This window comes from Pseudomonas fluorescens (genome assembly GCF_019212185.1).
Taxonomy (GTDB): Bacteria; Pseudomonadota; Gammaproteobacteria; order Pseudomonadales; family Pseudomonadaceae; genus Aquipseudomonas.
The window spans coordinates 5,455,758-5,480,879 of sequence record NZ_CP078138.1 but is presented as its reverse complement, the minus strand read 5'-3'; the positions used below and the strand labels follow the sequence as shown (position 1 = coordinate 5,480,879).

The following is a 25,122-nucleotide window of genomic DNA, read 5'->3' as shown; positions in this document are numbered from 1 at the left end:
GACGAACACGAAATGAAAATAGCCAAGAATCTGATGTACGTCGCGGGCCTGGGGCTGTCATTGCTGGCGACCAGCGTGATCGCCGCCGTACCGGCTGCCGAAGCCGACAAGCTGGGCAAGAGCCTGACACCCATGGGGGCGGAAATGGCCGGCAATGCCGACGGCTCGATCCCGAGCTGGAAGCCGCTGCCGAAGAATGCCGGCAGCGTGGACAGCCGTGGTTTCCTGTCCAACCCTTATGCCAGCGAGCAACCGCTGTTCACCATCACCGCGCAGAACGTCGACAAGTACAAGGACAAGTTGGCGCCGGGTCAGTACGCGATGTTCAAGCGATACCCCGATACCTTCAAAATGCCGGTGTACACCTCTCATCGTGGTGCCACCGTGCCGGATGATGTGTTCGCGGCAATCAAGAGAAACGCCACCAACACCAATCTGGTCTCCGGCGGCAACGGCCTGGAAAACTTCGAAACGGCCGTGCCGTTCCCGATTCCGAAAAGCGGTGTCGAAGTCATCTGGAACCACATTACCCGCTACCGTGGTGGCAGCGTGACCCGCCTGGTAACCCAGGCCACGCCGCAGGCCAACGGCTCGTACAGCCTGGTGTACTTCCAGGACCAGTTCGTGTTCCGTGACAAGATGAAGGATTACGACCCGAAAAATCCGGGCAACATCCTCTTCTACTTCAAGCAGAAAGTCACCGCGCCAGCGCGTCTGGCCGGTGGTGTGCTGCTGGTGCACGAGACGCTCGATCAGGTCAAGGAGCCGCGTCTGGCGTGGGTCTACAACGCCGGTCAGCGTCGTGTGCGACGTGCACCACAAGTGTCCTATGACGGCCCAGGTACTGCCGCGGACGGCCTGCGGACTTCCGACAACCTTGACATGTACAACGGTGCGCCGGATCGCTATGACTGGAAGCTTGAAGGCAAGAAAGAGATGTACATCGCCTCCGACGCCTACAAGCTCGACGATCCGAAGCTCAAATACGCCGACATCATCAAGGCCGGCCACATCAACCAAGACCTGGCTCGCTACGAGCTGCGCCGCGTGTGGCATGTGGTCGCGACCTTGAAGGAAGGCCAGCGCCACATCTACGCCAAGCGTGACTTCTACATCGACGAAGACACCTGGCAAGCGGCAGTGATCGATCACTACGACGGTCGTGGTCAACTGTGGCGCGTGGCTGAAGCGCACGCCGAAAACTACTACGACAAGCAAGTGCCGTGGTACGCCCTGGAAACCCTCTACGACCTGCAGTCCGGCCGCTACCTGGCGCTGGGCATGAAGAACGAAGAGAAGCAGGCCTATGACTTCGGCTTCACCGCCACCACCAGCGATTTCACCCCGGCTGCGCTACGCCAGGATGGTATTCGCTAACCCGCTGTAACAGAGGCCGCATCCTCGAAAAACGCCCCGACTGATTCGGGGCGTTTTTTTTGTGCTTGGGAAACCGTCGCCATTTTCCTGCATTACCCAAGCGTTACATTCAGCGGGCCATATGACAGCGAGATGCCTCTTGTGCGGTATTCCTGTGTACTTTTTGTAGCCATTTGTAGCAATTGCCTTCAAACCCTTCCGCTTTACCGCTAGTCTGCGGACATCTGCAATGCCGACAACAGCACTCCAAAAAGAGTTGGCTATGACTGACCTGTTCCGAATCCAGAACTCTCCTAACGCTGCGGTGCCAGTGTTGGAGGGACGTTTTTATCGTCCGCCATTGCCCGATGGCCATGTCGTGCGGCCGCGCCTGTGCGAGCGGCTGAGTGCTGGCTTGCAGGGACGATTACTGCTGGTCAGTGCGCCGGCCGGATTCGGTAAAAGCTCGTTGGCAGTGGAGTTTTGCCAGAGCCTGGCGCCCCATTGGCAAAGCCTGTGGCTGGGGCTCAGCTCACGGGATAGCGATCCCGGGCGGTTTCTCGAACGGCTGCTCGAAGGCCTGCAACACTATTTTCCCGACCTTGGCAGCCAGGCCCTTGGCCTGCTGAAGATGCGCCAGCGGCACCAACCTTTCGCCTTTGAAGAATGGCTCGACGGGCTGCTCGACGAGTTGGCCGTGCATCTGTCTCCCAGCGAGCCGTTACTGCTGGTACTGGATGATTACCATCTGGCTCAGGGGCCGGTGTTGGACCGTTGCCTGCAGTTTTTCCTCAATCATTTGCCGGACGGCTTGCTGGTGCTGGTGACCAGTCGCCAGCGTCCGGACTGGCATCTGGCACGCTTGCGCCTGTCACGGCAATTGCTCGAACTGCATGAGCAGGACCTGCGGTTGACCCATGACGAATCCCTGGCCTTGCTTGACCGGCACAGCAGCTCATTGCGTGGCGAGGCGCTGGAGAATCTGATTCAGCGTAGCGAGGGTTGGGTCGCAGGCCTGCGGTTCTGGCTGCTGGCCGCCTCCGAGGCGGGCAGCAGTGCACTGTTGCCACCACCGCTGCATGGCGGCGAAGGGCTGATCCGCGACTACCTGCTGGAGGAAGTCATCGATTGCCTGCCCGCCGAGGTGCAGGCCTTTCTCTACGACACCGCCCCCCAGGAACGTTTTTGCAGCGAGCTGTGCGACGCCGTGCGTGAAGCCCATGACAGTGGCGAAATCCTGCGCTTCCTGTTGTCCCACCAGGTGTTTCTGGTGCCCCTCGACGAACAGGGGCATTGGTACCGTTATCACCATTTGTTTTCCGATCTGCTGCGCAGCCGGCCACCGGCCAATGCCATAGTGCCGGCCGCGACCCTGCATTTGCGTGCTTGTCGCTGGTTCAATGCCCAGGGCCTGCTCGACGAGGCGGTGGAGCAAGCGCTGCGTGCCGGCCACCTGGATGTGGCGGCGAACCTGGTACAGAACCTGTCGGAAGAGCAACTGCTGGCCGAGCAGAACGTCGGCATGCTGCTGCGCTGGAAAATGGACTTGCCCGACAGCCTGCTGGTCAGCACGCCGCGCCTGATCGTGCTGTACAGCTGGGCCTTGGGGCTAGCTTGCCAGCTGGACGCCGCCGAAGAACTGGCCAGCCATTTGAGCCGCTTCCTGCCGGCGCCTTCGGCCACGGCGCAGAAATCCATGCTCGCGCAGTGGCTGGCGTTGAGTGGGATCATCGCCCGCGGGCGCGGCCAGCGTGAGCAGACCCTGCGGTACTGCAGCGAAGCTCTCGAAAGCCTGCCGCACAAACGTTATGGCCAGCGCCTGATGTGCCTGTCGACCTTGTCCAACCTGGCCATTGCCGATGCCGACCTGTGGCGCGCGCGAGGCTTGAACCGTGAATCCCTGGAACTCGCCCAGCGCGTCGGCAACCCGCTGTTCGAAGCGCTGGCCCATTACGATCGGGCCCGGGTGCTACAGGCGCGTGGGGAAATTCTTCGCGCCCTCGATGAAGTACGCCAGGGCCAGCAGCGCTTGCAGGGCTTGTCGCCACAGCGGCTGTATGCGGTGCGTGCCCGTCTGACCCTGTACGAGGGTTTCCTGCTGGTCCTGCGCCTGCAACCGGAACTCGGGCTGGTACGCCTGCAGGCTGGCCTGCTGGAAGCTCGGGCCTGCCGCGACATCAGCGTGTTGATCGGCCACAGCGTGATCGCCCGCTACGAAGGCAGCAAGGGCGAGTTCGCCAGGGCCTTTGCCGAACTGGCGGAAGCCGAGCGCCTGATGCATATCTGGGATGTCCCGCCGATCTACTACCTGGCGATGATTACGCTGATCAAATGCGAGCTGTGGCTGGCCCAGGGGCGCACCGACCTGGCGGGTGCCTGGTTGTCCCGGCTCGGACAGACTTACAACGGTGAGCAGCCGGCTTCACCGCCGGAATTTCATCCTCAGATGGCCCTGCACATTGAATTGCAGCAAGCCTTGCTGGATGTCATCCAGGGCCAGCCGATGCTCGCGGAGGGGCGCCTCAATGTCTTGCACGAGCTGGGGCAGAACAGCGGGCGGCAGATGCTCAGCGTCATGGCCTTGAATCAGAAGGTCTCGCTGCTGCTCGGCACGGCTCGCGAAGCCGAGGCGCGCCAAGCTTTGGCCCAAGCCTTCGAGGCAGCCAATGGCGGCGTGTTACAGCCATTCGAATGGTTGCTGCGCGAGCGCCCGGACTGGCTGCGCGAGCAGTTGGCGCACTGCCCCAATGCTGCACTGCGGCAGAGTCTGCTGGAGCGTCTGCCGGCGGGCGCGAGTCGTGCCATCGAATCGGCAGCGGGCAACGAAACCCTCAGCGCACGGGAGCGGGCGGTACTGCAACTGATCGCGCGTGGCTGTTCCAACCAGGAAATCAGCGACCAGCTGTTCATTTCGCTACACACAGTAAAAACCCACGCCAGCCATATCAACAGCAAGCTGGGCGTTGAGCGTCGCACCCAGGCAGTGGCCCGGGCCAAGGAGCTGGGCTTGTTGGTTTAGTCAGCCGGTACTGGCCGCCTGGCCTTGGCGGTCAGATGCTCGCGGCAGTAGTCGGCGAACAGTTGCGCCGGTTTAGTCAACTGTCCGCGCTTCAGCCAAGCCGCCACTAGGCCGGAACCGGTCACCTCTTCAACGATGTCCACGCACACCACTTTTTGCCCGTCGTAGGTGCATTCGGAGTGGGGGCGGGTGACCAAAATCGAAAAGCCGAAACCTTGGCCGACCATGCCCCGTACCATCTCGATCGAGGGTGAGCTGAAGGCGATATTCGGGGTCAGTCCCAGCTCGTCGAACAGGCTGACGAAGTAGGTGCGGCTCGGTTGCACGTCCAACAGAATCATCGGTTCCAGGCACAGGTCGCGCAGCGAGACCTGCGCTTGTTGGGCAAAGCGGTGATCGGCAGGCAGCAACGCATAGGGTCGCTGCGCCGGCATCAGCGGTTCGGTCTGGATGGTGCCATCAAGGTCGTGTTCATAGAGGATCGCCAAGTCAAACGCTCCCGACGTCAGCCCCTGCACCAACTCCTGTTGCTCGCCATCGCGGATGCGAATTTCCACGCCCGGATACAAGGCCGAGAATCCGGCCATCAGTTGCGGCAAGTACAACGGCGCGACCGTTTCAAAGCAGCCAATGTCGATCTGTCCGGACACCACGTCGTTGTCGGCCAGGGCGTTCTGTTCGAACTCCCGGGCCATGCGCAGCAGTTCCTGGGCCTTGCGAAAAAAGCGCGCGCCGCTGGGTGTCAGGGACACGCCCTGAGCGTGGTGGCGGATCAGCAATTGCACGCCGAAACTGTCCTCCAGGCCTTTGATCGCGGTGGAGATCGACGGCTGGGCGATATACAACTTGCGCGACGCCTCGGCGACGCTGCCGCATTCGACGGTGGTGATGAAGTACTTCAGTTGACGCAGATTGTAGGCAGCCACAGCAGACCTCGGGATGATGGACTCAGCGTAACTCTCGATCCCTGAAACCAAGCAATTTGCGCACCGCCCCGATCCGCGTGGCGGTGCTTTTGTCGTGCCTGAACAATAACCACCTCGCGCTCGGGTGGGGAGAATGGCTGCACAGTTTTTTCATCGCCTGCGAAGACATTTTTACTATTTTTGCGCCGCAGCCGCCTGGGTCACTATCCACTACACAAGAAGCCCATGGAGCATCCGAACGTGTTCGAGCTTGAATATTGGCAAGGCCAGGCGGCTGAGTTGCAGTTTCCTACCCAGGCTTTGATCGGCGGGCAATGGCGTCCGGCGCTGTCCGGGCAGACCTTTACCGCGATCAATCCGGCCACCGGCGGTGTGCTGGCCGAGGTTTCGGCCTGCGGCAGTGAGGACGTCGATGCGGCCGTGCGCAGTGCCCGTCAGGCATTTGATGCGGGTGTCTGGGCGCAGCGTTCTCCTGGCGAGCGCAAGCAAGTCTTGCTGCGCCTGGCCGATCTGCTTATGGCCCATCGCGAAGCGCTGGCGCTGCTCGACTCGCTGAACATGGGCAAGCCGGTGATGGACGCCTACAACATCGACGTACCAGGCGCCGCCGGGGTGTTTCGCTGGTACGCGGAAAGTCTCGACAAGCTGTATGACCAGGTAGCCCCCAGCGCCAATAACGTGCTGGCAACCATCACCCGCGAAGCCCTGGGCGTGGTCGCTGCCGTGGTGCCGTGGAATTTTCCGTTGGACATGGCGGCCTGGAAACTGGCACCGGCCCTGGCTGCGGGCAACTCGGTGATCCTCAAGCCCGCCGAGCAGTCGCCGTTTTCCGCCCTGCGCCTGGGTGAGCTGGCGCTGGAGGCAGGCATACCACCGGGCGTGCTCAACGTGCTGCCGGGCCTTGGCGAACAGGCTGGCAAGGCGCTGGGCCTGCATCCGGATATCGATTGCCTGGTGTTCACCGGCTCCACCGAAGTCGGCAAGTACTTTATGCAGTACTCGGCGCAGTCCAACCTCAAGCAGGTGTGGCTGGAGTGTGGCGGCAAGAGCGCGAACCTGGTGTTCGCCGATTGCCAGGACCTGGACCTGGCCGCGCAGAAAGCCGCGTTCGGGATCTTCTTCAATCAGGGCGAAGTCTGCTCGGCCAACTCACGCTTGCTGGTGCAGCGCTCGATCCACGATGAATTCGTCGAACGCCTGAAAGTGCAGGCTGCGCGCTGGCAGCCCGGCGATCCACTCGACCCATGCAGTCCGGCTGGAGCCATCGTCGACAGTCGGCAAACCCGGCGCATCCTGGGCTTTATCGATCAGGCTCAACGCCAGGGCGCCCGACGTGTGTTTGGCGGTGAGCAGGTCAGTTTCAAGGGTTGCGACAACTTTATCCAGCCGACGATTTTCACCGGCGTCAGTCCTGACATGCCGCTGTTTCGCGATGAAGTCTTTGGTCCGGTGCTGGCGGTCACGGCGTTCGACGACGAAGCCCACGCCCTGCGATTGGCCAACGACAGCGTCTACGGCCTTGCCGCATCGCTGTGGACTGACGACCTCAACCGCGCGCACCGCGTGGCGCGGCAATTGCGTGCCGGCACCGTTTCGGTCAACAGCGTCGATGCCCTCGATGTGACCGTGCCGTTCGGCGGCGGCAAGCAATCCGGCTTCGGTCGCGACCTGTCGCTGCACTCATTCGATAAATACACCCAGTTGAAAACCACTTGGTTTCAACTGCGCTGATCACCACAACGGAGAACTGGCGATGACCACCCCACGTGAAACCCGCGACTACCAGGCCGCCGATGCTGCACACCACATCCACGCCTTTGTCGATCAGAAAGCCCTCAACGACGAAGGGCCGCGCGTGATGGTCCGTGGCGAACGCCTGTACCTGTGGGACAACGATGGTCGGCGCTACCTGGACGGCATGTCGGGGCTGTGGTGCACCAACCTTGGCTACGGGCGCAAGGACCTGGCCGCTGCCGCCAGCCAGCAACTGGAGCAGTTGCCCTACTACAACATGTTTTTCCACACCACCCACCCGCAAGTGATCGAGCTGTCTGAACTGCTGTTCAGTCTGCTGCCGGGGCACTACAGCCACGCGATCTACACCAACTCCGGCTCCGAGGCCAACGAAGTGCTGATCCGCACCGTGCGCCGTTACTGGCAAGTGCTGGGCAAGCCCGAGAAGAAGGTGATGATCGGGCGCTGGAACGGTTATCACGGCTCGACCCTGGCCGCCACGGCGCTGGGCGGCATGAAGTTCATGCACGAAATGGGCGGGATGATCCCGGACATCGCGCACATCGACGAACCTTATTTCTTCGCCCACGAAGGCGACCTCACGCCAGAGGAATTCGGTCTGCGGGCGGCGCGACAACTGGAGGAAAAAATCATCGAGCTGGGTGCGGACAAAGTCGCCGGCTTTATCGCCGAACCCTTCCAGGGCGCGGGAGGCATGATCTTCCCGCCGGCGAGTTATTGGCCGGAGATTCAGCGTATCTGCCGCCAATACGACGTGCTGTTGTGCGCCGATGAAGTGATTGGCGGCTTCGGGCGTACCGGTGAATGGTTTGCCCACGAGTACTTCGGTTTCGAGCCGGACACCCTGTCCATCGCCAAGGGCTTGACCTCTGGCTATATCCCCATGGGCGGCTTGGTGCTGTCGAAAAAAATGGCTCAGGTGCTGGTGGAGCAGGGCGGTGTCTTTGCCCACGGCCTGACGTACTCCGGGCATCCGGTGGCGGCCGCCGTGGCCATTGCCAACCTCAAGGCGCTGCGCGACGAAGGGGTGGTCAGTCGGGTCAAGGACGATATCGGGCCTTACCTGCAGCAATGCCTGCGCGAGGTGTTCGGCCAGCACCCGCTGGTGGGCGATATCCAGGGCACGGGCATGGTCGCGGCACTGCAACTGGCCGAGGATCGGGACACGCGCAAGCGCTTTGCCAATGAAAACGACATCGCCTGGCGCTGCCGCACGATCGGCTTTGAGGAGGGGGTGATTATTCGCTCGACGCTGGGCCGGATGATCATGGCGCCGGCGTTGATTGCCAGTCGTGAGGAAGTTGATGAGCTGATAGGCAAGACCTTGAAGGCGGTGGATCGCACGGCGCGGGAATTTGGTCGGCTTTGATTTTTTAGCAAGGTCTTGAAGGCTAATCGCGGCGGTACGACGTTTCGACAAGCCCGCTTCCACAGTTGAATCGGTGTCGGCTGCAAGTTTTGGGCTCGACACCTGACCTGTGGGAGCGGGCTTGTCGAGTTGTCGCACCGCCGCGATTGCTTTTTGCCAGTTCCAGTCATTTTCCGGGCCGTGCACCCAGCCCGGGCAACCCTGCCCAGTGCGCCCATTTTCAGGGCGCTCTAGCGAGTTTTTTGCTCATTCGCATCCACATATTTCCTCATTTTCCTCACCGCGCCCATGGGCCAACATTCGTCTGGCCAGTCAGCCCAACGCTGACCCTTCAAGGTCCAGTCAGAGACCGCCTGCACCACCTGTTCGAGGCCGCTGGCCGTACTGCCCCGCAACACACAATCAAATCAACAGCTGTGGGAGTGCTCCATGATCAAGTCCTTGCTAACGCGTTTTGCCCATCCGCTGGCGGTCACCGCTATCGCCGCCACAGCCGCCAGCAGCGCCCAGGCCGGGACACTGTCCATCGGCCATACCACTTGGGTCGGCTACGGCACCTTGTATCTGGCCCAGGACCTGGGTTACTTCAAGGAAAACGGCCTGACGGTCGAACTGCCGGTGGTGGAAGAAGCGGCGATGTACATGGCCGCCCAGGCATCGGGTCAACTGTCCGGTTCGGCGTCGACCATCGACGAAGTGCTGAAATACCGTCCGCAGTTCTGCTTCAAGGCCGTGGCGGCCCTGGATGACAGCCACGGTGGCGACGGTGTGCTGGTCGGCAAGGAGGTCAAGAGCCTGCAGGAACTCAAGGGCAAGGCCGTGGCGGTGAACGAGGGGTCGACCTCGCAGTTCTGGTTGTCCTACCTGCTGAAAAAGAACGGCATGAGCATGAGTGACATCACCGTGCAGAACATGACCGCCGACGATGCCGCCACCGCCTTCATCGCCGGGCGCGTGCCGGCCGCGGTGACCTGGGAGCCGCACCTGTCGATGGTCCGTGACAAGCAGCAAGGCAAAGTGCTGATCGACAGCAGCACCACGCCGGGGGTGATCGTCGACGTGGTGGCGCTTAACTGCGACGTCATCGAGAAACAACCGGACGACGTCAAGGCGCTGGTCTCGGGCTTGTACAAGGCCGTGAAGTACACCCAGGATCATCCGGAAAAAGCCTACGAGATCATGGCCAAGGGTGTCGGTGGCTATCTCTCCGATCCGAAGGAACTGGCGGCCGCGGCCAAAGGCGTGCGCTTCTACGACCAGGCCATGAGCGAAAAACTCCTCGGCTCCCCGGGCAAACCGGGCGACAGCGCCGCGCTGATCAAGCTGGCCAACGAAACCGCCAGCGAACTGCAAGGCAAACCCTACAACGTCAGCCACGACGAACTGGTCGACAACCGCTTCGTCAGCCCGCTCTAGGAGACTGTCATGTTCAAGCGCAATTCATGGTTGAGCCGCTGTGTCACGCCCAAGACGGCTTTGCCGGTCAAGGTCATCTGGAGCGCCAGTGGCCTGGCCTGGGTGCTGTTGGTGGGCCTGTGGGCGGGGTTGTCGTACGGCGGCGTGGTGCCGGGGATGTTCCTGCCGACCCCGGGTGCGGTGGTGGAAGCGGCTGCGCGACTGAGCCGCGATGGCACCCTCGGCCAGCATGTGTGGGCGAGCCTGGAAGTGGTGATGGTGGGTTTCATCGTGTCGTCGCTGGTGGCAGTGCCGCTGGGCCTGCTGATGGGCAGCTTCCGTATCGTTCAGGCGTTCCTCGAGCCGATGGTCAACTTCATCCGCTACCTGCCGGTCACCTCGTTCGTGCCGTTGTTCATCCTGTGGATCGGCATCGGTCTGGAGCAACGGGTGTCGGTGATTATCTTCGGCGTGTTCTTTCAGCAACTGGTGATGATTGCCGACGTCTCCAAGGGCATTTCCAAGGATCTGATCAACGCGTCCTACACCCTCGGTTCCAGCCGGCGTGATGCGGTGCTGCATGTGATCGCCCCGGCGTCCTTGCCCGGCGTACTCGACACCTTACGCGTGACCATGGGCTGGGCCTGGACCTACCTGGTGGTCGCCGAACTGGTGGCCGCCTCCAGCGGCCTGGGTTACCTGAGCCTCAAGGCCATGCGTGGCTTCCAGGTTGACGTGATTTTCCTCGCCATCGCGATCATCGGCCTGCTGGGCCTGATCACCGACCAACTGTTCCGTTTCCTTCGCCTGAGGATCGCCGCATGGGCTCAGTAAGCGCTGCCACTCACCGTTTTGATACTCCCCGAGCGGCTGCCATCAGCGCCGCCCCGCGCCTGCAGGTCGACAAGGTCAGCCTGCGTTATCAGAAACCTGATGGCGGCGTTTTCAGCGCGCTGGAAAAGGTCTCGTTCGAGGTGCCGGACCAGCAGTTTGCGGTATTGGTCGGCCCTTCAGGCTGCGGCAAATCCAGCTTGCTGTACCTGACCGCTGGCCTGGCGGAGCCCACCGAAGGCGAGATCTACGTCGGCGGCCAGCAAGTCGAGGGCCCCGGTGCCGATCGCGGCATGGTGTTTCAGAGCTACACCCTGTTTCCGTGGCTGACTGTGCGGCAGAACGTTGAATTTGGTCTCAAGCGGCGCGGGATGCCGGCCGCCAAGCGCAAGGAAATTGTTGATTACTACGTCAACGAAGTCGGCTTGAGCGCTTTCGCCGACAACTACGCCAAGCAGCTCTCCGGCGGCATGATGCAGCGCGTGGCCATCGCCCGCGCCCTGGCCAACGACCCGCAGATCCTGTTGATGGACGAACCTTTCGGCGCCCTCGACAGCCAGACACGCCTGCAAATGCAGCAACTGCTGTTGCGGGTCTGGGGCAACAGCAAAAAAACCGTGCTGTTCGTCACCCACGATATCGATGAAGCCATCCTGCTCGGCGACCGGGTCTACGTCATGGGCGCTCGCCCGGGGCGGATCAAGCAGATCCTCGACGTGCCCATCGAGCGCCCGCGCACGCTGGATATGGTCATGGAGCGCTCGTTCATCGAGATGAAACGCGAGATCTTCGGCCTGCTGCATGATGAGCTGGAGGAGGCGCACTGATCGATGGGGCAAATTCAAACGCAAGAAACGTAGTTCTTGCGTTTGAATCCCGAATTACCCTGAATACGTTCTCTGACCCAGGAGCCTCCCATGTCCTACGTATTCAAGCGGCTGCCTTCGCCCGTTGGCACCCTGACCCTGATCGCCCGGGGCGACAAACTGTGCGCCATCCTCTGGGAAAACGAAAAACTCAATCGGGTGCGCATCGGCCCGCTGCAGGAAGATATCCACAACCCGCTGCTGCAGGAAACCGAGCGCCAGCTCAAGCAGTATTTCGTCGGTGAGCGCGACCGCTTCGAGCTGCCACTGGACTTTGCCGGCACCGAGTTCCAGCAAAAAGTCTGGCAGGCCTTGCTCACCATCCCCTTCGGCGAAACCCGCAGCTACAGCCAGATTGCCCAGCAAATCGGCAGCCCCAAGGCGGTTCGCGCGGTGGGCGCGGCCAACGGCAAGAACCCGCTGTCGATCGTCGCACCCTGCCACCGGGTGATTGGTGCATCGGGCAGCCTGACCGGGTTCGCCGGCGGGCTGGAAGCCAAGCAGTATCTGTTGGGGCTGGAAGGCCGGGAGACCCTGCCACTGGGGTTCTGATCAGCACTTTGCCGTCTGTCGCCGACGGTATTCATCGACCACATCGCCCAGGGTGGCCGGGATTCCGCTGCGGATCCAAGCCATGAAGTCGCGGTCAAACTTGAACTCGGCGCCGCAGTGCTCGTGCATGAAGCGGCGCACGTTCTGGGTGTTCTTGTAGGTTAGGTCGATGGGGGTGGTGACGGTCAGCGTGTCGCTGTGCCAGTTGAATGTCATGAATGCGGCTTCCTTGCGATGATTTTGTAACGCTCGCGCCATCGGCGACGCCCAGCGGCTGTGCCAGAATAGTCGATTAACTCTCTCCAGGAACACTCATGGACGCTGCCAAACCCGCGCTGATCCGCGAAACCTTCCCCGTCGGCCCGTTGCAGTGCAACTGCACGATCATTGGCGATCCGATCACCAAAAAGGCCATCGTCGTCGACCCGGGTGGCAATCATGAGTTGATTCTGGCGCGTCTCGAGGCCCTGGGCCTGAAGCTGGTGAGCATCATTCATACCCACGCGCATCTGGATCACTTCCTCGCCTCGGGCCAATTGAAGGAAAAAACCGGCGCCACCCTGCACCTGCACAAGGAAGACCAGTTCCTCTGGGACAATCTGGAGATGCAATGCCAGATGTTTCGCGTGCCTTACGTCCCGGTGCCGTCGCCGGACCGCTGGCTGGAGGACGATGAAGAGTTGGCCTGCGGTTGCGGGGTGGCGTTGCACACGCCCGGGCATACGCCGGGTTCCATGAGCTTCTGGTTTGCAGAGGCTAAGCTGCTGATTGCCGGTGACACCTTGTTTCGGCGCGGGGTAGGGCGGACCGACCTGTGGGGCGGCGATCAGGCCACCATCGTGCGCTCGATCAAGCAGCGCCTGTATACCCTTGATGAAGAGGCCACCGTGGTCGCCGGACATGGTCCAGATACCCGTCTTGGCGATGAAATGCGTGAAAACCCGTTCGTACGGGCCTGATTTTCCCGACGTCGGGGCCGCTCACGGAATTTTTGCCGGTTGCCGTGTTCCAACGCCCGCAGGGGTCTTTTGCTAACGTCCGTTGCACCACAGAATGAAAAAGTAGGAGCTCTCCATGTTCACCTCGCGTCGTTTGATTATTGTCGCTACCGCCGTGGCCTTGTTGTCTGGCTGTGCATCGCCCAACCCGTATGACAACCAGGGTCAGGCCGACGGCGGCTCCACGGGCATGAGCAAAACTGCCAAGTACGGTGGCCTGGGTGCGCTGGCCGGTGCCCTCGCCGGTGCCGCGATCAACCACGATAACCGTGGCAAGGGCGCGCTGATTGGCGCTGCGGTGGTCGGTGCTTCCGCCGCCGGCTATGGCTACTACGCCGACCAGCAGGAAAAGAAACTGCGCGCCAGTATGGCCAATACCGGGGTTGAAGTGCAGCGTCAGGGCGATCAGATCAAGCTGATCATGCCGGGCAACATCACTTTCGCCACCGATTCGGCGAACATCGCTCCGAGCTTCTACCAGCCGCTGAACAACCTGGCCGGTTCGCTGAAAGAGTTCAGCCAGAACCAGATCGAAATCGTCGGCTACACCGACAGCACCGGCAGCCGCCAGCACAACATGGACCTGTCCCAGCGTCGGGCGCAGAGCGTAGCGACCTACCTGACTTCGCAAGGCGTGAGCGGTGCCAACCTGAGCGCCCGTGGCGCCGGTCCGGACAATCCGATCGCGAGCAACAGCGACGTCAACGGCCGTGCTCAGAACCGCCGTGTCGAGGTCAACCTCAAGGCGATCCCTGGTCAGCAGTATGGTGGTCAGCAGTAATGCTGAATGCCTGAGTAATCGGCGGGCATGAAAAAGCCCTCGGTCAAGTCATTGGCCGAGGGCTTTTTATTGGCGCTGAAGGCGTATTACTTTTTCAGGCCGTAGTGCTCGTCGAGCATGCCCGGAGCGTTAGGCGTCTTTGGCGCGTAGTCGCGAGGCGGTTCCTGGTCGCGCGGTGGCGTCAGGCGTTCCCGTGGTGCATGCCCGGCGTCGGCATGCAGGGCAGCCAGCAGGCGTTGGCGAGTCTGCTCGTCCAGGGCCAGACGATTGGCGCCCTCGGCCAGGTGATCCTGCACTTCCTGGTAGCTCTGAGTGAGTTTCTTCACCAGCGTTGCGGTGCTGTTGAAGTGGGTAACCACTTCATTCTGATAGCTGTCAAAACGTTCCTGAATGTCATCCAGCTGACGTTGCGTGCTGTTGGGCACGGCATTGGGCAGCAGGCGAGCAACCAGGAATCCAATGGCGACACCGGCAACCAGGGCAAGAGTCGGCAACAACCAAACTAAGAGCGAGTGTTCCACGAGTCCTTCCTCTATAAACGGCTTTGCTTTACGTTAACGGCTCGGACCTGCGCTGTATACCGCGATGAGATCGCAATTATGCCAGGCACAGACTTTTAGCTAGACGAGTCGACCCTTCGAGAGGTCACGGAGTTCCTTCCTTGCTTATGCGTGAAACCCCTGTAGTGATTGATGGCCCGGTGGGTCAAATGGAAGCCTTGTACCTGGATTCCCCCGAACCACGGGGCCTGGCGCTGATTTGTCACCCCAATCCGGTGCAAGGCGGCACCATGCTCAATAAAGTCGTTTCGACCTTGCAGCGCACCGCCCGTGACGCCGGGTTTATCACCTTGCGCTTCAACTACCGTGGCGTCGGCGCGAGTGCCGGCAGCCATGACATGGGCACCGGAGAAGTCGATGACGCCCAGGCTGCCGCCCGTTGGTTGCGCGCAAAGCACCCCGAGTTGCCGATGACCCTTATGGGTTTTTCCTTCGGCGGTTTCGTTGCTGCCAGCCTCGGCGGACGCCTGGAGGCCGAGGGCGAAAGTCTCACCCGATTGTTCATGGTGGCGCCAGCGGTGATGCGCTTGGGCAGCCAGGATCAGTTGCCACAGCACTGCACCTTGACCCTGATCCAGCCGGAAACCGACGAAGTCATCGACCCACAGCTGGTTTACGACTGGTCCGAAAACCTTGATCGCCCCCATGAGCTGCTGAAAGTGGCAGAATGCGGACACTTTTTTCACGGCAAGCTGACCGATCTCAAGGATCTGCTCCTGCCGCGCCTTTCGAATTGAATGCAGTCAGACAAGCGATTACCCATGACGACTCGTACGCGCATCCTTACCGGCATCACCACCACTGGCACCCCGCACCTGGGCAACTACGCGGGCGCGATTCGCCCGGCGATCGTCGCCAGCCGTGACAGCAATGCCGATTCCTTCTACTTCCTGGCGGATTACCACGCGCTGATCAAATGCGATGACCCGCTGCGCATCCAGCGCTCGCGTCTGGAAATCGCCGCGACCTGGCTGGCCGGTGGCCTCGATGTCGAGCGAGCAACCTTTTATCGCCAGTCCGACATCCCGGAAATCCCCGAGTTGACCTGGTTGCTGACGTGCGTTGCGGCCAAGGGCCTGCTCAACCGTGCCCACGCTTACAAGGCCTCGGTGGATAAAAATCTGGAGACCGGTGAAGACCCGGATGCCGGCATCACTATGGGCCTGTACAGCTACCCGGTGCTGATGGCGGCGGACATCCTGATGTTCAACGCGCACAAAGTGCCGGTCGGTCGAGATCAGATCCAGCACGTGGAAATGGCCCGCGACATCGGCCAACGCTTCAACCACCTGTTTGGTCAGGGCCAGGAGTTCTTCACCCTGCCCGAAGCGCTGATCGAGGAAAGCGTCGCCACCTTGCCAGGCCTCGACGGTCGCAAGATGTCCAAGAGCTACGACAACACCATTCCGTTGTTCAGCAGCGCCAAGGAGATGAAGGACGCGATCTCGCGCATCGTCACCGACTCGCGCGCCCCGGGCGAAGCCAAGGACCCGGACAACTCGCACCTGTTCACCTTGTACCAGGCCTTCGCCACACCGGCGCAAGCCGCCGAGTTCCACGGTGAGCTGGTGCAGGGCCTGGGCTGGGGTGAGGCGAAGAACCGTCTGTTCCAGTTGCTCGATGCCGAGCTGGGTGAGTCCCGCGAGCGTTATCACCAGTTGATCGCTCGTCCGGCGGACCTGGAAGACATCCTGCAAATGGGCGCGAAAAAAGCCCGTGCGGTGGCGACACCATTCCTGCAGCAGTTGCGTGAAGCGGTCGGCCTGCGTTCGTTCGTCACTCAGACCCAGGTCGCTGCCAGCACCAAGAAGAAGGCGGCCAAAGCTGCGCGTTTCGTCAGTTTCCGTGAAGACGACGGCAGTTTCCGTTTCCGTCTGCTGGCGGCGGATGGCGAGCAATTGCTGTTGTCGCGCAATTTCGCCGACGGCAAGACCGCCGGTCAGGTGACCAAACAACTGCAATCCGGCCAGGCGCTGGACGTACGCAGCGAAGGGTCGAGCTTCAGTGTCTGGCTGGAAGGCGAGTGCGTCGGCGACAGCCCGGCGTTCGCCGACGGCGCAGCGCGGGACCTGGCCATCGAGGCCTTGCGCGTCGCGCTGACCCCCGTTCAGGAATAAACAACGGCCCGGCCCGACCAAGGGCCGATTGCCATTCTTCAGGGCCGTCGCTACAGTGTCGGCCCGTTTTTGTTGCCTTGCTAACGAATTATGACGCCCCTAGAACGATATCAAGCTGATCTCAAACGTCCGGAATTCTTCCATGACGCCGCCCAGGAAACTGCTGTGCGTCATTTGCAGCGCCTGTACGACGACCTGATCGCGGCCTCGCAAAACAAGCCGGGCCTGCTCGGCAAACTGTTCGGCAAGAAGGACCAGGCGCCAGTCAAGGGCCTGTATTTCTGGGGCGGCGTGGGTCGCGGCAAGACCTACCTGGTCGATACCTTCTTCGAAGCGTTGCCGTTCAAGGAGAAATCCCGGACGCACTTCCACCGCTTCATGAAGCGCGTGCACGAAGAGATGAAAACCCTGGGCGGCGAGAAGAACCCGCTGACCATCATCGCCAAGCGCTTTGCCGCCGAAGCGCGGGTGATCTGCTTCGATGAATTCTTCGTGTCCGACATCACCGACGCGATGATTCTCGGCACTCTGATGGAAGAGTTGTTCAAGAACGGCGTGACCCTGGTCGCGACCTCGAACATCGTGCCGGATGGCCTGTACAAGGACGGTCTGCAACGTGCGCGCTTCCTGCCCGCGATTGCGTTGATCAAGCAGAACACCGACATCGTCAACGTCGACAGCGGCGTCGATTACCGTCTTCGCCATCTTGAGCAAGCGGAGTTGTTTCACTTCCCGCTCGACGAAGCGTCCCACGAGAGCCTGCGCAAAAGCTTCCGCGCACTCACTCCGGAATGCACGGCAGCCGTTGAAAATGACGTATTGATCATCGAGAACCGCGAGATCCGTGCCCTGCGCACCTGCGACGACGTGGCCTGGTTCGACTTCCGCGAACTGTGCGACGGCCCACGGAGCCAGAACGACTACATCGAACTCGGCAAGATCTTCCACGCCGTGTTACTCAGTGGCGTGGAGCAGATGAGCGTGACCACCGACGACATCGCCCGTCGCTTCATCAACATGGTCGACGAGTTCTATGATCGTAACGTCAAGCTGATCATTTCTGCTGAAGTCGAGCTCAAGGATCTATACACCGGCGGTCGCCTGAACTTCGAGTTCCAGCGCACCCTGAGCCGTCTGCTGGAGATGCAATCCCACGAATTCCTGTCGCGGGCGCACAAGCCTTAAGCGGACACGGATGCAAAAAAGGGCCTGCAATGCAGGCCCTTTTTTTGTGTGCTGCACCTGTAATCAGGCGGCTTGCTGGAACTGCTGGCGATACTGGTTCGGCGACAGTTCGGTGTGTTGGCGGAACAGCCGTGCGAAGAAGCTCGCATCGTCGTAGCCGACTTCGTAGCTGATGGTCTTGATACTTTTGCGACTGCCTGACAGCAGGCCTTTGGCGGTTTCGATGCGCAGCCTTTGCAGGTAGTGCAGCGGCTTGTCGCCGGTGGCCGTCTGGAAGCGGCGCATGAAATTGCGGATGCTCATGCCGTGTTCGCGGGCGACATCCTCGAAACGGAACTTGTCGGCGAAATGCTCTTCGAGCCAGTGCTGGATCTGCAGGATGATTACATCCTGGTGCAGCTTCTGCCCGCCAAAACCGATGCGTCCGGGAGAGTAGTTGCGCTGCACTTCGTAGAGGATGTCGCGGGCAACGGCCTGGGCGACGTTGGCGCCACAGAAACGCTCGATCAGGTAGATGTAAAGATCGCAGGCCGACGTGGTGCCGCCGGCGCAGAACAGGTTGTCGGCATCCGTGAGGTGCTTGTCTTTATTCAGTTGGACGTTGGGAAAGCGCTCCTCAAAGGCATTGAAGAAACGCCAGTAGGTGGTCGCTTCCTTGCCATCGAGCAGGCCGGCTTCGGCGAGCCAGAACACGCCGGTCGCTTCACCGCAGAGCACCGCGCCTCGTGCATGCTGTTCACGCAGCCACGGCAACACCTGTGGATAACGCTGGCAAATGGTCTCGAAATCGTCCCAGAAGGCCGGGAGGATGATCACGTCGGTATTTTCCAGGCCGCCGTCCACCGGCATGAGCACATCACTGAAACTGTTGACGGGGTTGCCGTCGGGACTGACAACGCGGGTTTCAAAGCCGGGAGTGAGGCCCTGGCCCTGTTGTTTACCGTAGCGCAGGCTGGCCAGATGGAAGAAATCCTTGGCCTGCATGAGGGTATAGGCAAAAACCCGGTCGATCGCCAGGATGCTGACGCGCCGCAATGGCGCAGAGGATTGGGTAGACATAATTCAATTTATTCTTATAGGGGAAAGTGGTCACCAAGCGGCTGGATCGTCTTATTTTTTGGCGGATGTGTCCAGTGTCCTGTTGCAGGTGGTCGGCTTAGTCTCTGGATTCATTTTCGGCCAACAATAATTACAGGTGCCCCGATGATCCCTAGAACCCTGTTTAGCTCCGAGCACGAACTGTTCCGTGACAGCGTCCGAACTTTCCTCGAAAAAGAGGCGGTGCCGTTCCATGCGCAGTGGGAAAAACAGGGTTTCATCGATCGTACGCTGTGGAACAAGGCGGGGGAGGCGGGGATGCTGTGCTCTCATTTGCCGGAGCAATACGGCGGTCTGGGGGCGGACTTCCTTTACAGCGCGGTGGTGATCGAGGAGGTAGGGCGCCTCGGTTTGACCGGGATTGGGTTTTCCCTGCATTCGGATATCGTCGCGCCGTACATCCTGCATTACGGCAGTGAAGCCCTGAAACACAAATACCTGCCCAAGTTGGTCTCCGGGGAAATGGTCACCGCCATCGCCATGACCGAGCCTGGCGCCGGTTCCGATCTGCAAGGGGTGAAGACCACCGCGGTGCTGGATGGCGACGAGTACGTGATCAATGGCTCAAAAACCTTTATCACCAACGGCTTTCTGGCGGACCTGGTGATCGTGGTGGCCAAGACCGATCCAAAGGCGGGCGCCAAGGGCACCAGCCTGTTCCTGGTGGAGGCAAGCACGCCGGGTTTCGATAAGGGCAAGCGTCTGGAGAAGGTGGGGATGAAGGCCCAGGACACTTCCGAACTGTTCTTCCAGGACGTGCGGGTGCCCAAGGAGAACTTGCTGGGGCAGGCCGGGATGGGTTTTGCCTACTTGATGCAGGAGTTGCCCCAGGAGCGGTTGACGGTGGCGATCGGTGGTCTGGCCTCGGCGGAAGCGGCGTTGCAGTGGACCTTGGAATACACCCGTGAGCGCAAGGCGTTCGGCAAGTCGATCGCGGATTTCCAGAACACCCGCTTCAAGCTGGCGGAAATGGCCACACAGATTCAGATTGGCCGGGTATTTGTCGATCGCTGCCTGGAACTGCACCTGCAAGGCAAACTCGACGTGCCGACGGCCGCGATGGCGAAGTATTGGGGGACCGACCTGCAATGCCAGGTGCTCGACGAGTGCGTGCAACTGCATGGCGGCTACGGCTTCATGTGGGAATACCCGATCGCCCGGGCCTGGGCGGATGCGCGGGTGCAGCGGATCTATGCCGGGACCAATGAAATCATGAAGGAGATTATTGCGCGGGCGCTTTGATCTGCGGCTGACGACAGATCGTTTCGCGAGCAGGCTCGCTCCTGTAGGAACGGGCTTGCCCGCGAAGCTTTTAGCGGTCGATCAAGGCGCCGGATTCGGGTGATCCCGGTGAATCGCCTCAATCCCCTCCAGCACCTCATCCGACAACGTCAAATCAAAACTGGCAATGTTGCTGTCCAGTTGCTCAAGGGTGGTCGCGCCGATGATGTTGCTGGTGACGAACGGCTGCTGGGTGACGAAGGCCAGGGCCATTTGCGCCGGGTCCATGCCGTGTTCGCGGGCCAGTGCGACATAACGGCTGCACGCCGCTTCCGACTGTGGGTTGAAATAGCGACTGAAGCGGCTGTAGAGGCTCAGGCGGCCTTTTGGCGGACGTGCGCCACCTTCGTATTTGCCCGACAGGAAACCGAACGCCAGGGGCGAATAGGCGAGCAGGCCGCATTGTTCGCGGATGGCAATTTCTGCCAGGCCGACTTCGAAGCTGCGGTTGAGCAGGTTGTAGGGGTTCTGGATCGTTACCGCGCGTGGCCAGCCACGGGCCTCGGCCAGGGCGAGGAAGCGCATGGTGCCCCACGGGGTTTCGTTGGACAGGCCAATGTGGCGGATCTTCCCGGCCTTGACCTGTTCATCCAGCGCTTCAAGGGTGTCTTCGAGCGGCGTCAGGTTGACCTCGCTCTTGTGCTTGTAGCCCAGTTGGCCGAAAAAGTTAGTGCTGCGCTCCGGCCAGTGCAACTGGTAGAGGTCGATCCAGTCGGTCTGCAGGCGCTTGAGGCTGGCATCCAGAGCCTGGACGATGTGTTCGCGGTTGTGCTTGAGGTGGCCGTCACGGATGTAGTCGATGGTGTTGCCCGGACCGGCGATCTTGCTGGCGAGGATCCAGTCGGCGCGATCGCCACGGCTCTTGAAATAGTTGCCGATATAACGCTCGGTGCTGGCGTAGGTCTCGGCTTTTGGTGGCACCGGATACATCTCGGCCGTATCGAGGAAATTGATCCCGGCGCCCTTGGCTCTTTCGATCTGGGCGAAGGCCTCGGCCTCGCTGTTCTGCTCACCCCAGGTCATGGTTCCGAGGCAGATGGCACTCACTTTGAGATCGGTGCGGCCTAGCTGGCGATAGTCCATCGGGTGCTCCCTTGGCAAAACAATCATAAAAGCAGGTTGAAATATTTTTCGCAATCTGCATAATTGCGCACCTCTTTCTGCAGTGGAAGTGATGCGCCGCCGCCGAAGAATCTTGCCGTTGAACGGACGCGCCGACCCGAGCCCCCGAAAGCGTCTGTATCCGGCTGCCTTTGACTTGTCAAAGTACGCACTATTCAGTAAGATCCGCCGTCTAAATTTACAGGCGGCCCCTGAGGCTATAAAGAATGAAAACTTTTACTGCTAAACCGGAAACAGTACAGCGCGACTGGTTCGTCGTCGACGCTGCTGGTCAGACCCTGGGTCGTCTGGCCACCGAAATCGCGAGCCGTCTGCGTGGCAAGCACAAGCCTGAGTACACTCCTCACGTAGATACCGGCGACTACATCGTCGTAATCAACGCTGAGCAGATCCGTGTTACCGGTGCTAAAACCACTGATAAAATGTACTACTCCCACTCCGGTTTCCCGGGCGGCATCAAGTCGATCAACTTTGAAAAGCTGATCGCCAAGGCCCCTGAGCGCGTGATCGAGACCGCGGTTAAAGGCATGCTGCCTAAGAACCCGCTGGGTCGTGACATGTACCGTAAGCTGAAAGTCTATGCGGGCGCTGTACACCCTCATACTGCTCAGCAGCCCCAAGAACTGAAGATTTAACGGAATAGTTCATTATGTCGGCGACTCAAAATTACGGCACTGGCCGTCGCAAGACCGCAACCGCACGCGTTTTCCTGCGTCCGGGCACTGGTAACATCTCCATCAACAACCGCTCCCTGGATAACTTCTTCGGTCGCGAAACTGCCCGCATGGTAGTTCGTCAGCCGCTGGAACTGACCGAGACCGTCGAGAAGTTCGACATCTACGTCACCGTTATCGGCGGTGGTGTAAGTGGTCAAGCTGGCGCAATCCGCCACGGTATCACTCGTGCCCTGATGGACTACGACGAAACTCTGCGCAGCGCTCTGCGTAAAGCGGGCTTCGTAACCCGTGACGCGCGTGAAGTTGAACGTAAGAAAGTTGGTCTGCGTAAAGCGCGTAAGCGTCCGCAGTACTCGAAGCGTTAATTCGCTTTCGCGTTCAAAGCGCCCAGTCTCCTCACGGAGCTGGGCGTTTTTTTTGGGCGATGTTTTTTTGGTGTGACAACTTGCCACAGCCACAGAGCCCCTATACTACAAGGCTCTGGGGTTCTGACGGGTGGTAATTACCTTGTCAGAATTGGGGCTTTTCATTACCATTCTGCAAAATTTTTATAAGTACAGATTTTTACTTAGTAGATGCCTGATTTAACAGGCCACAAAGCTGATGGGAGAGGACTGGATGAGCAATGACGGCGTGAATACAGGCCGGCGTCGCTTCTTGGTAGCAGCCACATCCGTGGTGGGTGCTGCAGGAGCGGTGGGGGCTGCGGTCCCGTTCGTGGGTTCATGGTTTCCCAGTGCCAAGGCGAAAGCCGCAGGTGCACCGGTGAAAGTGAATGTCAGCAAGATCGAGCCAGGCCAGCAATTGATTGCTGAATGGCGCGGCCAGCCGGTATTCATTGTCCGCCGTACCCCGGAAATTCTCGGCAATCTCACGAAGATCGAGGGTGACCTCTCCGATCCGGAGTCCAAGGCTTCGGTACAGCCGGCCTACGTTGACCCCAAGACGCGTTCGATCAAGCCAGAGGTCCTGCTGCTGATCGGTATCTGCACGCACCTGGGCTGCTCGCCGACCTTCCGTCCAGAAGTGGCGCCCGCCGATCTCGGGCCGAAGTGGGTAGGTGGCTATTTCTGTCCTTGCCACGGCTCCCACTACGACCTGGCTGGCCGTGTCTACAAGTCGCAGCCTGCGCCTTTGAACCTGCCAGTTCCCCCGCATTCCTATGAGTCGGACGAGATCATCGTCGTCGGCGTCGACACGGAGAAAGCGTGATGAGCAAGTTCATGGATTGGGTTGATGCGCGCTTCCCCGCGACCAAGATGTGGGAAGACCATCTCAGCAAGTATTACGCCCCGAAGAACTTCAACTTCTTCTACTTCTTTGGCTCCCTGGCACTGCTGGTTCTGGTTAACCAGATCGTTACCGGTGTCTGGCTGACCATGAGCTACACCCCGTCGGCGGAAGAGGCCTTTGCCTCCGTCGAATACATCATGCGCGACGTCGAGTACGGCTCGATCCTGCGCTTGCTGCACTCCACCGGCGCCTCGGCGTTCTTCATCGTGGTCTACCTGCACATGTTCCGTGGCCTGCTCTACGGTTCGTACCAGAAGCCGCGTGAGCTGGTCTGGGTGTTCGGTATGCTGATCTACCTGGCACTGATGGCGGAAGCCTTCATGGGCTACCTGCTGCCGTGGGGCCAGATGTCCTACTGGGGTGCCCAGGTGATCATCTCGCTGTTCGGTGCGATCCCGGTTATCGGTGACGACCTGACCCAGTGGATCCGTGGTGACTACCTGATCTCGGGCATCACCCTGAACCGCTTCTTTGCCTTGCACGTGGTCGCCTTGCCAATCGTTATCCTTGGCCTGGTGGTACTGCACGTCCTGGCACTGCACGAAGTCGGCTCGAACAACCCGGATGGCGTGGACATCAAGAAATACAAAGACGAGAACGGCGTACCGCTGGATGGCATTGCTTTCCACCCGTACTACACCGTGAAAGATATCGTCGGCGTGGTGGTGTTCCTGTTCATCTTCTGCTCGATCGTGTTCTTCTTCCCGGAAATGGGCGGTTACTTCCTGGAGAAACCGAACTTTGAAGTGGCAAACGCCTTCAAGACCCCAGAGCACATCGCTCCGGTCTGGTACTTCACCCCGTTCTACGCGATCTTGCGTGCGGTGCCGGACAAACTCCTGGGCGTTATCGCCATGGGTGCCGCGATTGCCGTGCTGTTCGTCCTGCCATGGCTTGACCGCAGTCCGGTCAAATCCATGCGCTACAAGGGCTGGATGAGCAAGATCTGGCTGTGGGTATTCTGCATTTCGTTCGTGATCCTGGGTGTACTGGGGGTTCTGGCGCCAACGCCGGGTCGTACGCTGCTGTCGCAGGTATGCACCTTCCTGTACTTCGCCTACTTCATTCTGATGCCGTTCTACACCCGGCTCGAGAAGACAAAACCGGTTCCGGAAAGGGTGACTGGCTGATGAAAAAGCTATTTGCTGTACTGATTCTTGCTGCTCTGCCTGTCTTCTCCTTTGCGGCTGAACACGGTGGCCCCGAGCTTGAGAAAGTCGATATCGACGTCTCCGATAAAGCGGCTATGCAGGATGGCGCACGCACGTTCGCCAACTACTGCATGGGCTGCCACAGTGCCAAGTTCCAGCGCTACGAGCGCGTTGCCGACGATCTGGGTATTCCTCACGATCTGATGCTCAAGAACCTGGTGTTCACCGGCGCCAAAATCGGCGACCACATGAGCATCGGCATGCAGCCGGCGGACGCCAAGGCATGGTTTGGCGCTGCGCCGCCTGACCTGACCCTGGTCGCCCGTGTGCGTGGTACTGACTGGCTGTACGGTTACCTGAAATCGTTCTACGAAGATCCTGCACGCCCTTGGGGTGTGAACAACAAGGTCTTCCCGAACGTCGGCATGCCCAACGTGCTGGTCGGCCTGCAAGGTCGCCAGGTCGTAGGCTGCAAACAGGTGCAGATCGTCGAAGACGGCAAGAAGCAATATGATCCGCTGACCGGTACGCCGCTGACTCATGAAGCGTGCGATCAGTTGACCATCGTGCCGAAGTCCGGTGCTCTCACCGAAGAGCAGTTCGATGAGAAGGTCAAGAATCTGGTAACCTTCCTCGCTTACTCGGCTAACCCGGTTAAGCTAGAGCATCAACGCATTGGTACCTATGTATTGCTGTACCTGGCGTTCTTCTTCGTATTCGCCTACTTGCTCAAGCGCGAATACTGGAAAGATGTTCACTGATAAAGCTTCAAGCAATTGCTGTTAACCGC

24 protein-coding genes are annotated in these 25,122 nt (G+C 60.2%); 19 read left to right on the top strand and 5 right to left on the bottom strand.

The features are described from left to right. Positions 1-12 precede the first annotated feature (12 nt). On the top strand, positions 13-1,377 hold the full coding sequence (locus tag KW062_RS24570; RefSeq protein WP_027619527.1) for a DUF1329 domain-containing protein: 1,365 nt from the start codon (positions 13-15) through the stop codon (positions 1,375-1,377). A gap of 262 nt (positions 1,378-1,639) precedes the next feature. Continuing rightward, positions 1,640-4,375, top strand: coding sequence for a LuxR C-terminal-related transcriptional regulator (locus KW062_RS24565; RefSeq protein WP_027619528.1), 2,736 nt, complete (start codon positions 1,640-1,642; stop codon positions 4,373-4,375). Here the strand turns inward: KW062_RS24565 and KW062_RS24560 are convergent. Continuing rightward, the gene (locus KW062_RS24560) at positions 4,372-5,301 is read right to left on the bottom strand and encodes a LysR family transcriptional regulator (protein WP_027619529.1); all 930 of its coding nucleotides are present in this window, start codon (positions 5,299-5,301) and stop codon (positions 4,372-4,374) included. The two genes, KW062_RS24565 and KW062_RS24560, sit on opposite strands and share 4 nt — an antisense overlap. A 240-nt stretch (positions 5,302-5,541) precedes the next feature. Here KW062_RS24560 and KW062_RS24555 point away from each other — a divergent pair, with 240 nt between their 5' ends. The 6 genes from KW062_RS24555 (at position 5,542) to KW062_RS24530 (ending at position 12,069) form a co-directional block, all read left to right on the top strand. Next, positions 5,542-7,032, top strand: a complete 1,491-nt coding sequence (locus tag KW062_RS24555; RefSeq protein ID WP_105754825.1) for an aldehyde dehydrogenase — start codon at positions 5,542-5,544, stop codon at positions 7,030-7,032. A gap of 22 nt (positions 7,033-7,054) precedes the next feature. Beyond that, a complete protein-coding gene (locus KW062_RS24550) occupies positions 7,055-8,425 on the top strand; it encodes an aspartate aminotransferase family protein (RefSeq protein ID WP_027619531.1) in 1,371 nt (456 codons plus the stop codon). Positions 8,426-8,854: 429 nt separating this feature from the next. Further along, complete coding sequence (locus tag KW062_RS24545) at positions 8,855-9,841, top strand: ABC transporter substrate-binding protein (protein WP_105754799.1); 987 nt, start codon at positions 8,855-8,857, stop codon at positions 9,839-9,841. 9 nt (positions 9,842-9,850) lie between these two features. Next, on the top strand, positions 9,851-10,654 hold the full coding sequence (locus tag KW062_RS24540) for an ABC transporter permease (protein WP_027619533.1): 804 nt from the start codon (positions 9,851-9,853) through the stop codon (positions 10,652-10,654). Further along, positions 10,642-11,478, top strand: coding sequence for an ABC transporter ATP-binding protein (locus tag KW062_RS24535; RefSeq protein WP_027619534.1), 837 nt, complete (start codon positions 10,642-10,644; stop codon positions 11,476-11,478). The genes KW062_RS24540 and KW062_RS24535 overlap by 13 nt, the downstream gene beginning before the upstream one ends. 90 nt (positions 11,479-11,568) lie before the next feature. Further along, positions 11,569-12,069: a methylated-DNA--[protein]-cysteine S-methyltransferase gene (locus tag KW062_RS24530; RefSeq protein ID WP_027619535.1), complete on the top strand. Its 501-nt coding sequence runs from the start codon at positions 11,569-11,571 to the stop codon at positions 12,067-12,069. On the opposite strand, the gene KW062_RS24525 is transcribed toward KW062_RS24530, so the two are convergent. Continuing rightward, a complete protein-coding gene (locus KW062_RS24525) occupies positions 12,070-12,285 on the bottom strand; it encodes a DUF6434 domain-containing protein (protein ID WP_027619536.1) in 216 nt (71 codons plus the stop codon). A gap of 98 nt (positions 12,286-12,383) precedes the next feature. Here KW062_RS24525 and KW062_RS24520 point away from each other — a divergent pair, with 98 nt between their 5' ends. Both KW062_RS24520 and KW062_RS24515 read left to right on the top strand, forming a co-directional pair. Further along, positions 12,384-13,028 (top strand): MBL fold metallo-hydrolase, encoded by a 645-nt coding sequence (locus tag KW062_RS24520; RefSeq protein WP_027619537.1) that lies wholly within the window; start codon positions 12,384-12,386, stop codon positions 13,026-13,028. 115 nt (positions 13,029-13,143) lie between these two features. After that, a complete protein-coding gene (locus tag KW062_RS24515) occupies positions 13,144-13,848 on the top strand; it encodes an OmpA family lipoprotein (protein WP_027619538.1) in 705 nt (234 codons plus the stop codon). Between the two features lie 86 nt (positions 13,849-13,934). Here the strand turns inward: KW062_RS24515 and KW062_RS24510 are convergent, their stop codons facing one another. Continuing rightward, a complete protein-coding gene (locus tag KW062_RS24510; protein ID WP_027619539.1) occupies positions 13,935-14,369 on the bottom strand; it encodes a YhcB family protein in 435 nt (144 codons plus the stop codon). 146 nt (positions 14,370-14,515) lie between these two features. Between KW062_RS24510 and KW062_RS24505 the strand changes: the two genes are divergently transcribed. The 3 genes from KW062_RS24505 (at position 14,516) to zapE (ending at position 17,710) form a co-directional block, all read left to right on the top strand. Further along, positions 14,516-15,145 (top strand): alpha/beta hydrolase, encoded by a 630-nt coding sequence (locus tag KW062_RS24505; RefSeq protein ID WP_105754798.1) that lies wholly within the window; start codon positions 14,516-14,518, stop codon positions 15,143-15,145. Between the two features lie 24 nt (positions 15,146-15,169). Continuing rightward, the gene (locus KW062_RS24500; protein WP_027619541.1) at positions 15,170-16,525 is read left to right on the top strand and encodes a tryptophan--tRNA ligase; all 1,356 of its coding nucleotides are present in this window, start codon (positions 15,170-15,172) and stop codon (positions 16,523-16,525) included. A gap of 90 nt (positions 16,526-16,615) precedes the next feature. Beyond that, entirely contained in the window at positions 16,616-17,710 is a 1,095-nt protein-coding gene (gene zapE / locus KW062_RS24495; protein WP_027619542.1) for a cell division protein ZapE, read from the top strand. 63 nt (positions 17,711-17,773) lie between these two features. Here zapE and KW062_RS24490 read toward each other — a convergent pair whose 3' ends face one another. Then, a complete protein-coding gene (locus KW062_RS24490; protein WP_177433264.1) occupies positions 17,774-18,670 on the bottom strand; it encodes a GlxA family transcriptional regulator in 897 nt (298 codons plus the stop codon). Positions 18,671-18,913: 243 nt separating this feature from the next. On the opposite strand from KW062_RS24490, the gene KW062_RS24485 reads away from it, so the two are divergent. Then, positions 18,914-20,050: an acyl-CoA dehydrogenase family protein gene (locus KW062_RS24485; protein WP_027619544.1), complete on the top strand. Its 1,137-nt coding sequence runs from the start codon at positions 18,914-18,916 to the stop codon at positions 20,048-20,050. An 81-nt stretch (positions 20,051-20,131) separates the two neighbouring features. On the opposite strand, the gene KW062_RS24480 is transcribed toward KW062_RS24485, so the two are convergent. Further along, positions 20,132-21,172 (bottom strand): NADP(H)-dependent aldo-keto reductase, encoded by a 1,041-nt coding sequence (locus tag KW062_RS24480; protein WP_105754796.1) that lies wholly within the window; start codon positions 21,170-21,172, stop codon positions 20,132-20,134. A gap of 245 nt (positions 21,173-21,417) precedes the next feature. Between KW062_RS24480 and rplM the strand changes: the two genes are divergently transcribed. The 5 genes from rplM (at position 21,418) to KW062_RS24455 (ending at position 25,093) form a co-directional block, all read left to right on the top strand. Beyond that, on the top strand, positions 21,418-21,846 hold the full coding sequence (rplM, locus tag KW062_RS24475) for a 50S ribosomal protein L13 (protein WP_027619546.1): 429 nt from the start codon (positions 21,418-21,420) through the stop codon (positions 21,844-21,846). A gap of 14 nt (positions 21,847-21,860) precedes the next feature. Then, positions 21,861-22,253 (top strand): 30S ribosomal protein S9, encoded by a 393-nt coding sequence (rpsI, locus tag KW062_RS24470; RefSeq protein WP_003228056.1) that lies wholly within the window; start codon positions 21,861-21,863, stop codon positions 22,251-22,253. A gap of 253 nt (positions 22,254-22,506) precedes the next feature. Next, complete coding sequence (gene petA, locus KW062_RS24465) at positions 22,507-23,100, top strand: ubiquinol-cytochrome c reductase iron-sulfur subunit (RefSeq protein WP_027619547.1); 594 nt, start codon at positions 22,507-22,509, stop codon at positions 23,098-23,100. After that, entirely contained in the window at positions 23,100-24,311 is a 1,212-nt protein-coding gene (locus tag KW062_RS24460; RefSeq protein WP_027619548.1) for a cytochrome b, read from the top strand. Before petA ends, KW062_RS24460 begins: the two co-directional genes overlap by 1 nt. Continuing rightward, positions 24,311-25,093, top strand: a complete 783-nt coding sequence (locus KW062_RS24455) for a cytochrome c1 (protein ID WP_027619549.1) — start codon at positions 24,311-24,313, stop codon at positions 25,091-25,093. The genes KW062_RS24460 and KW062_RS24455 overlap by 1 nt, the downstream gene beginning before the upstream one ends. Positions 25,094-25,122: the final 29 nt, after the last annotated feature.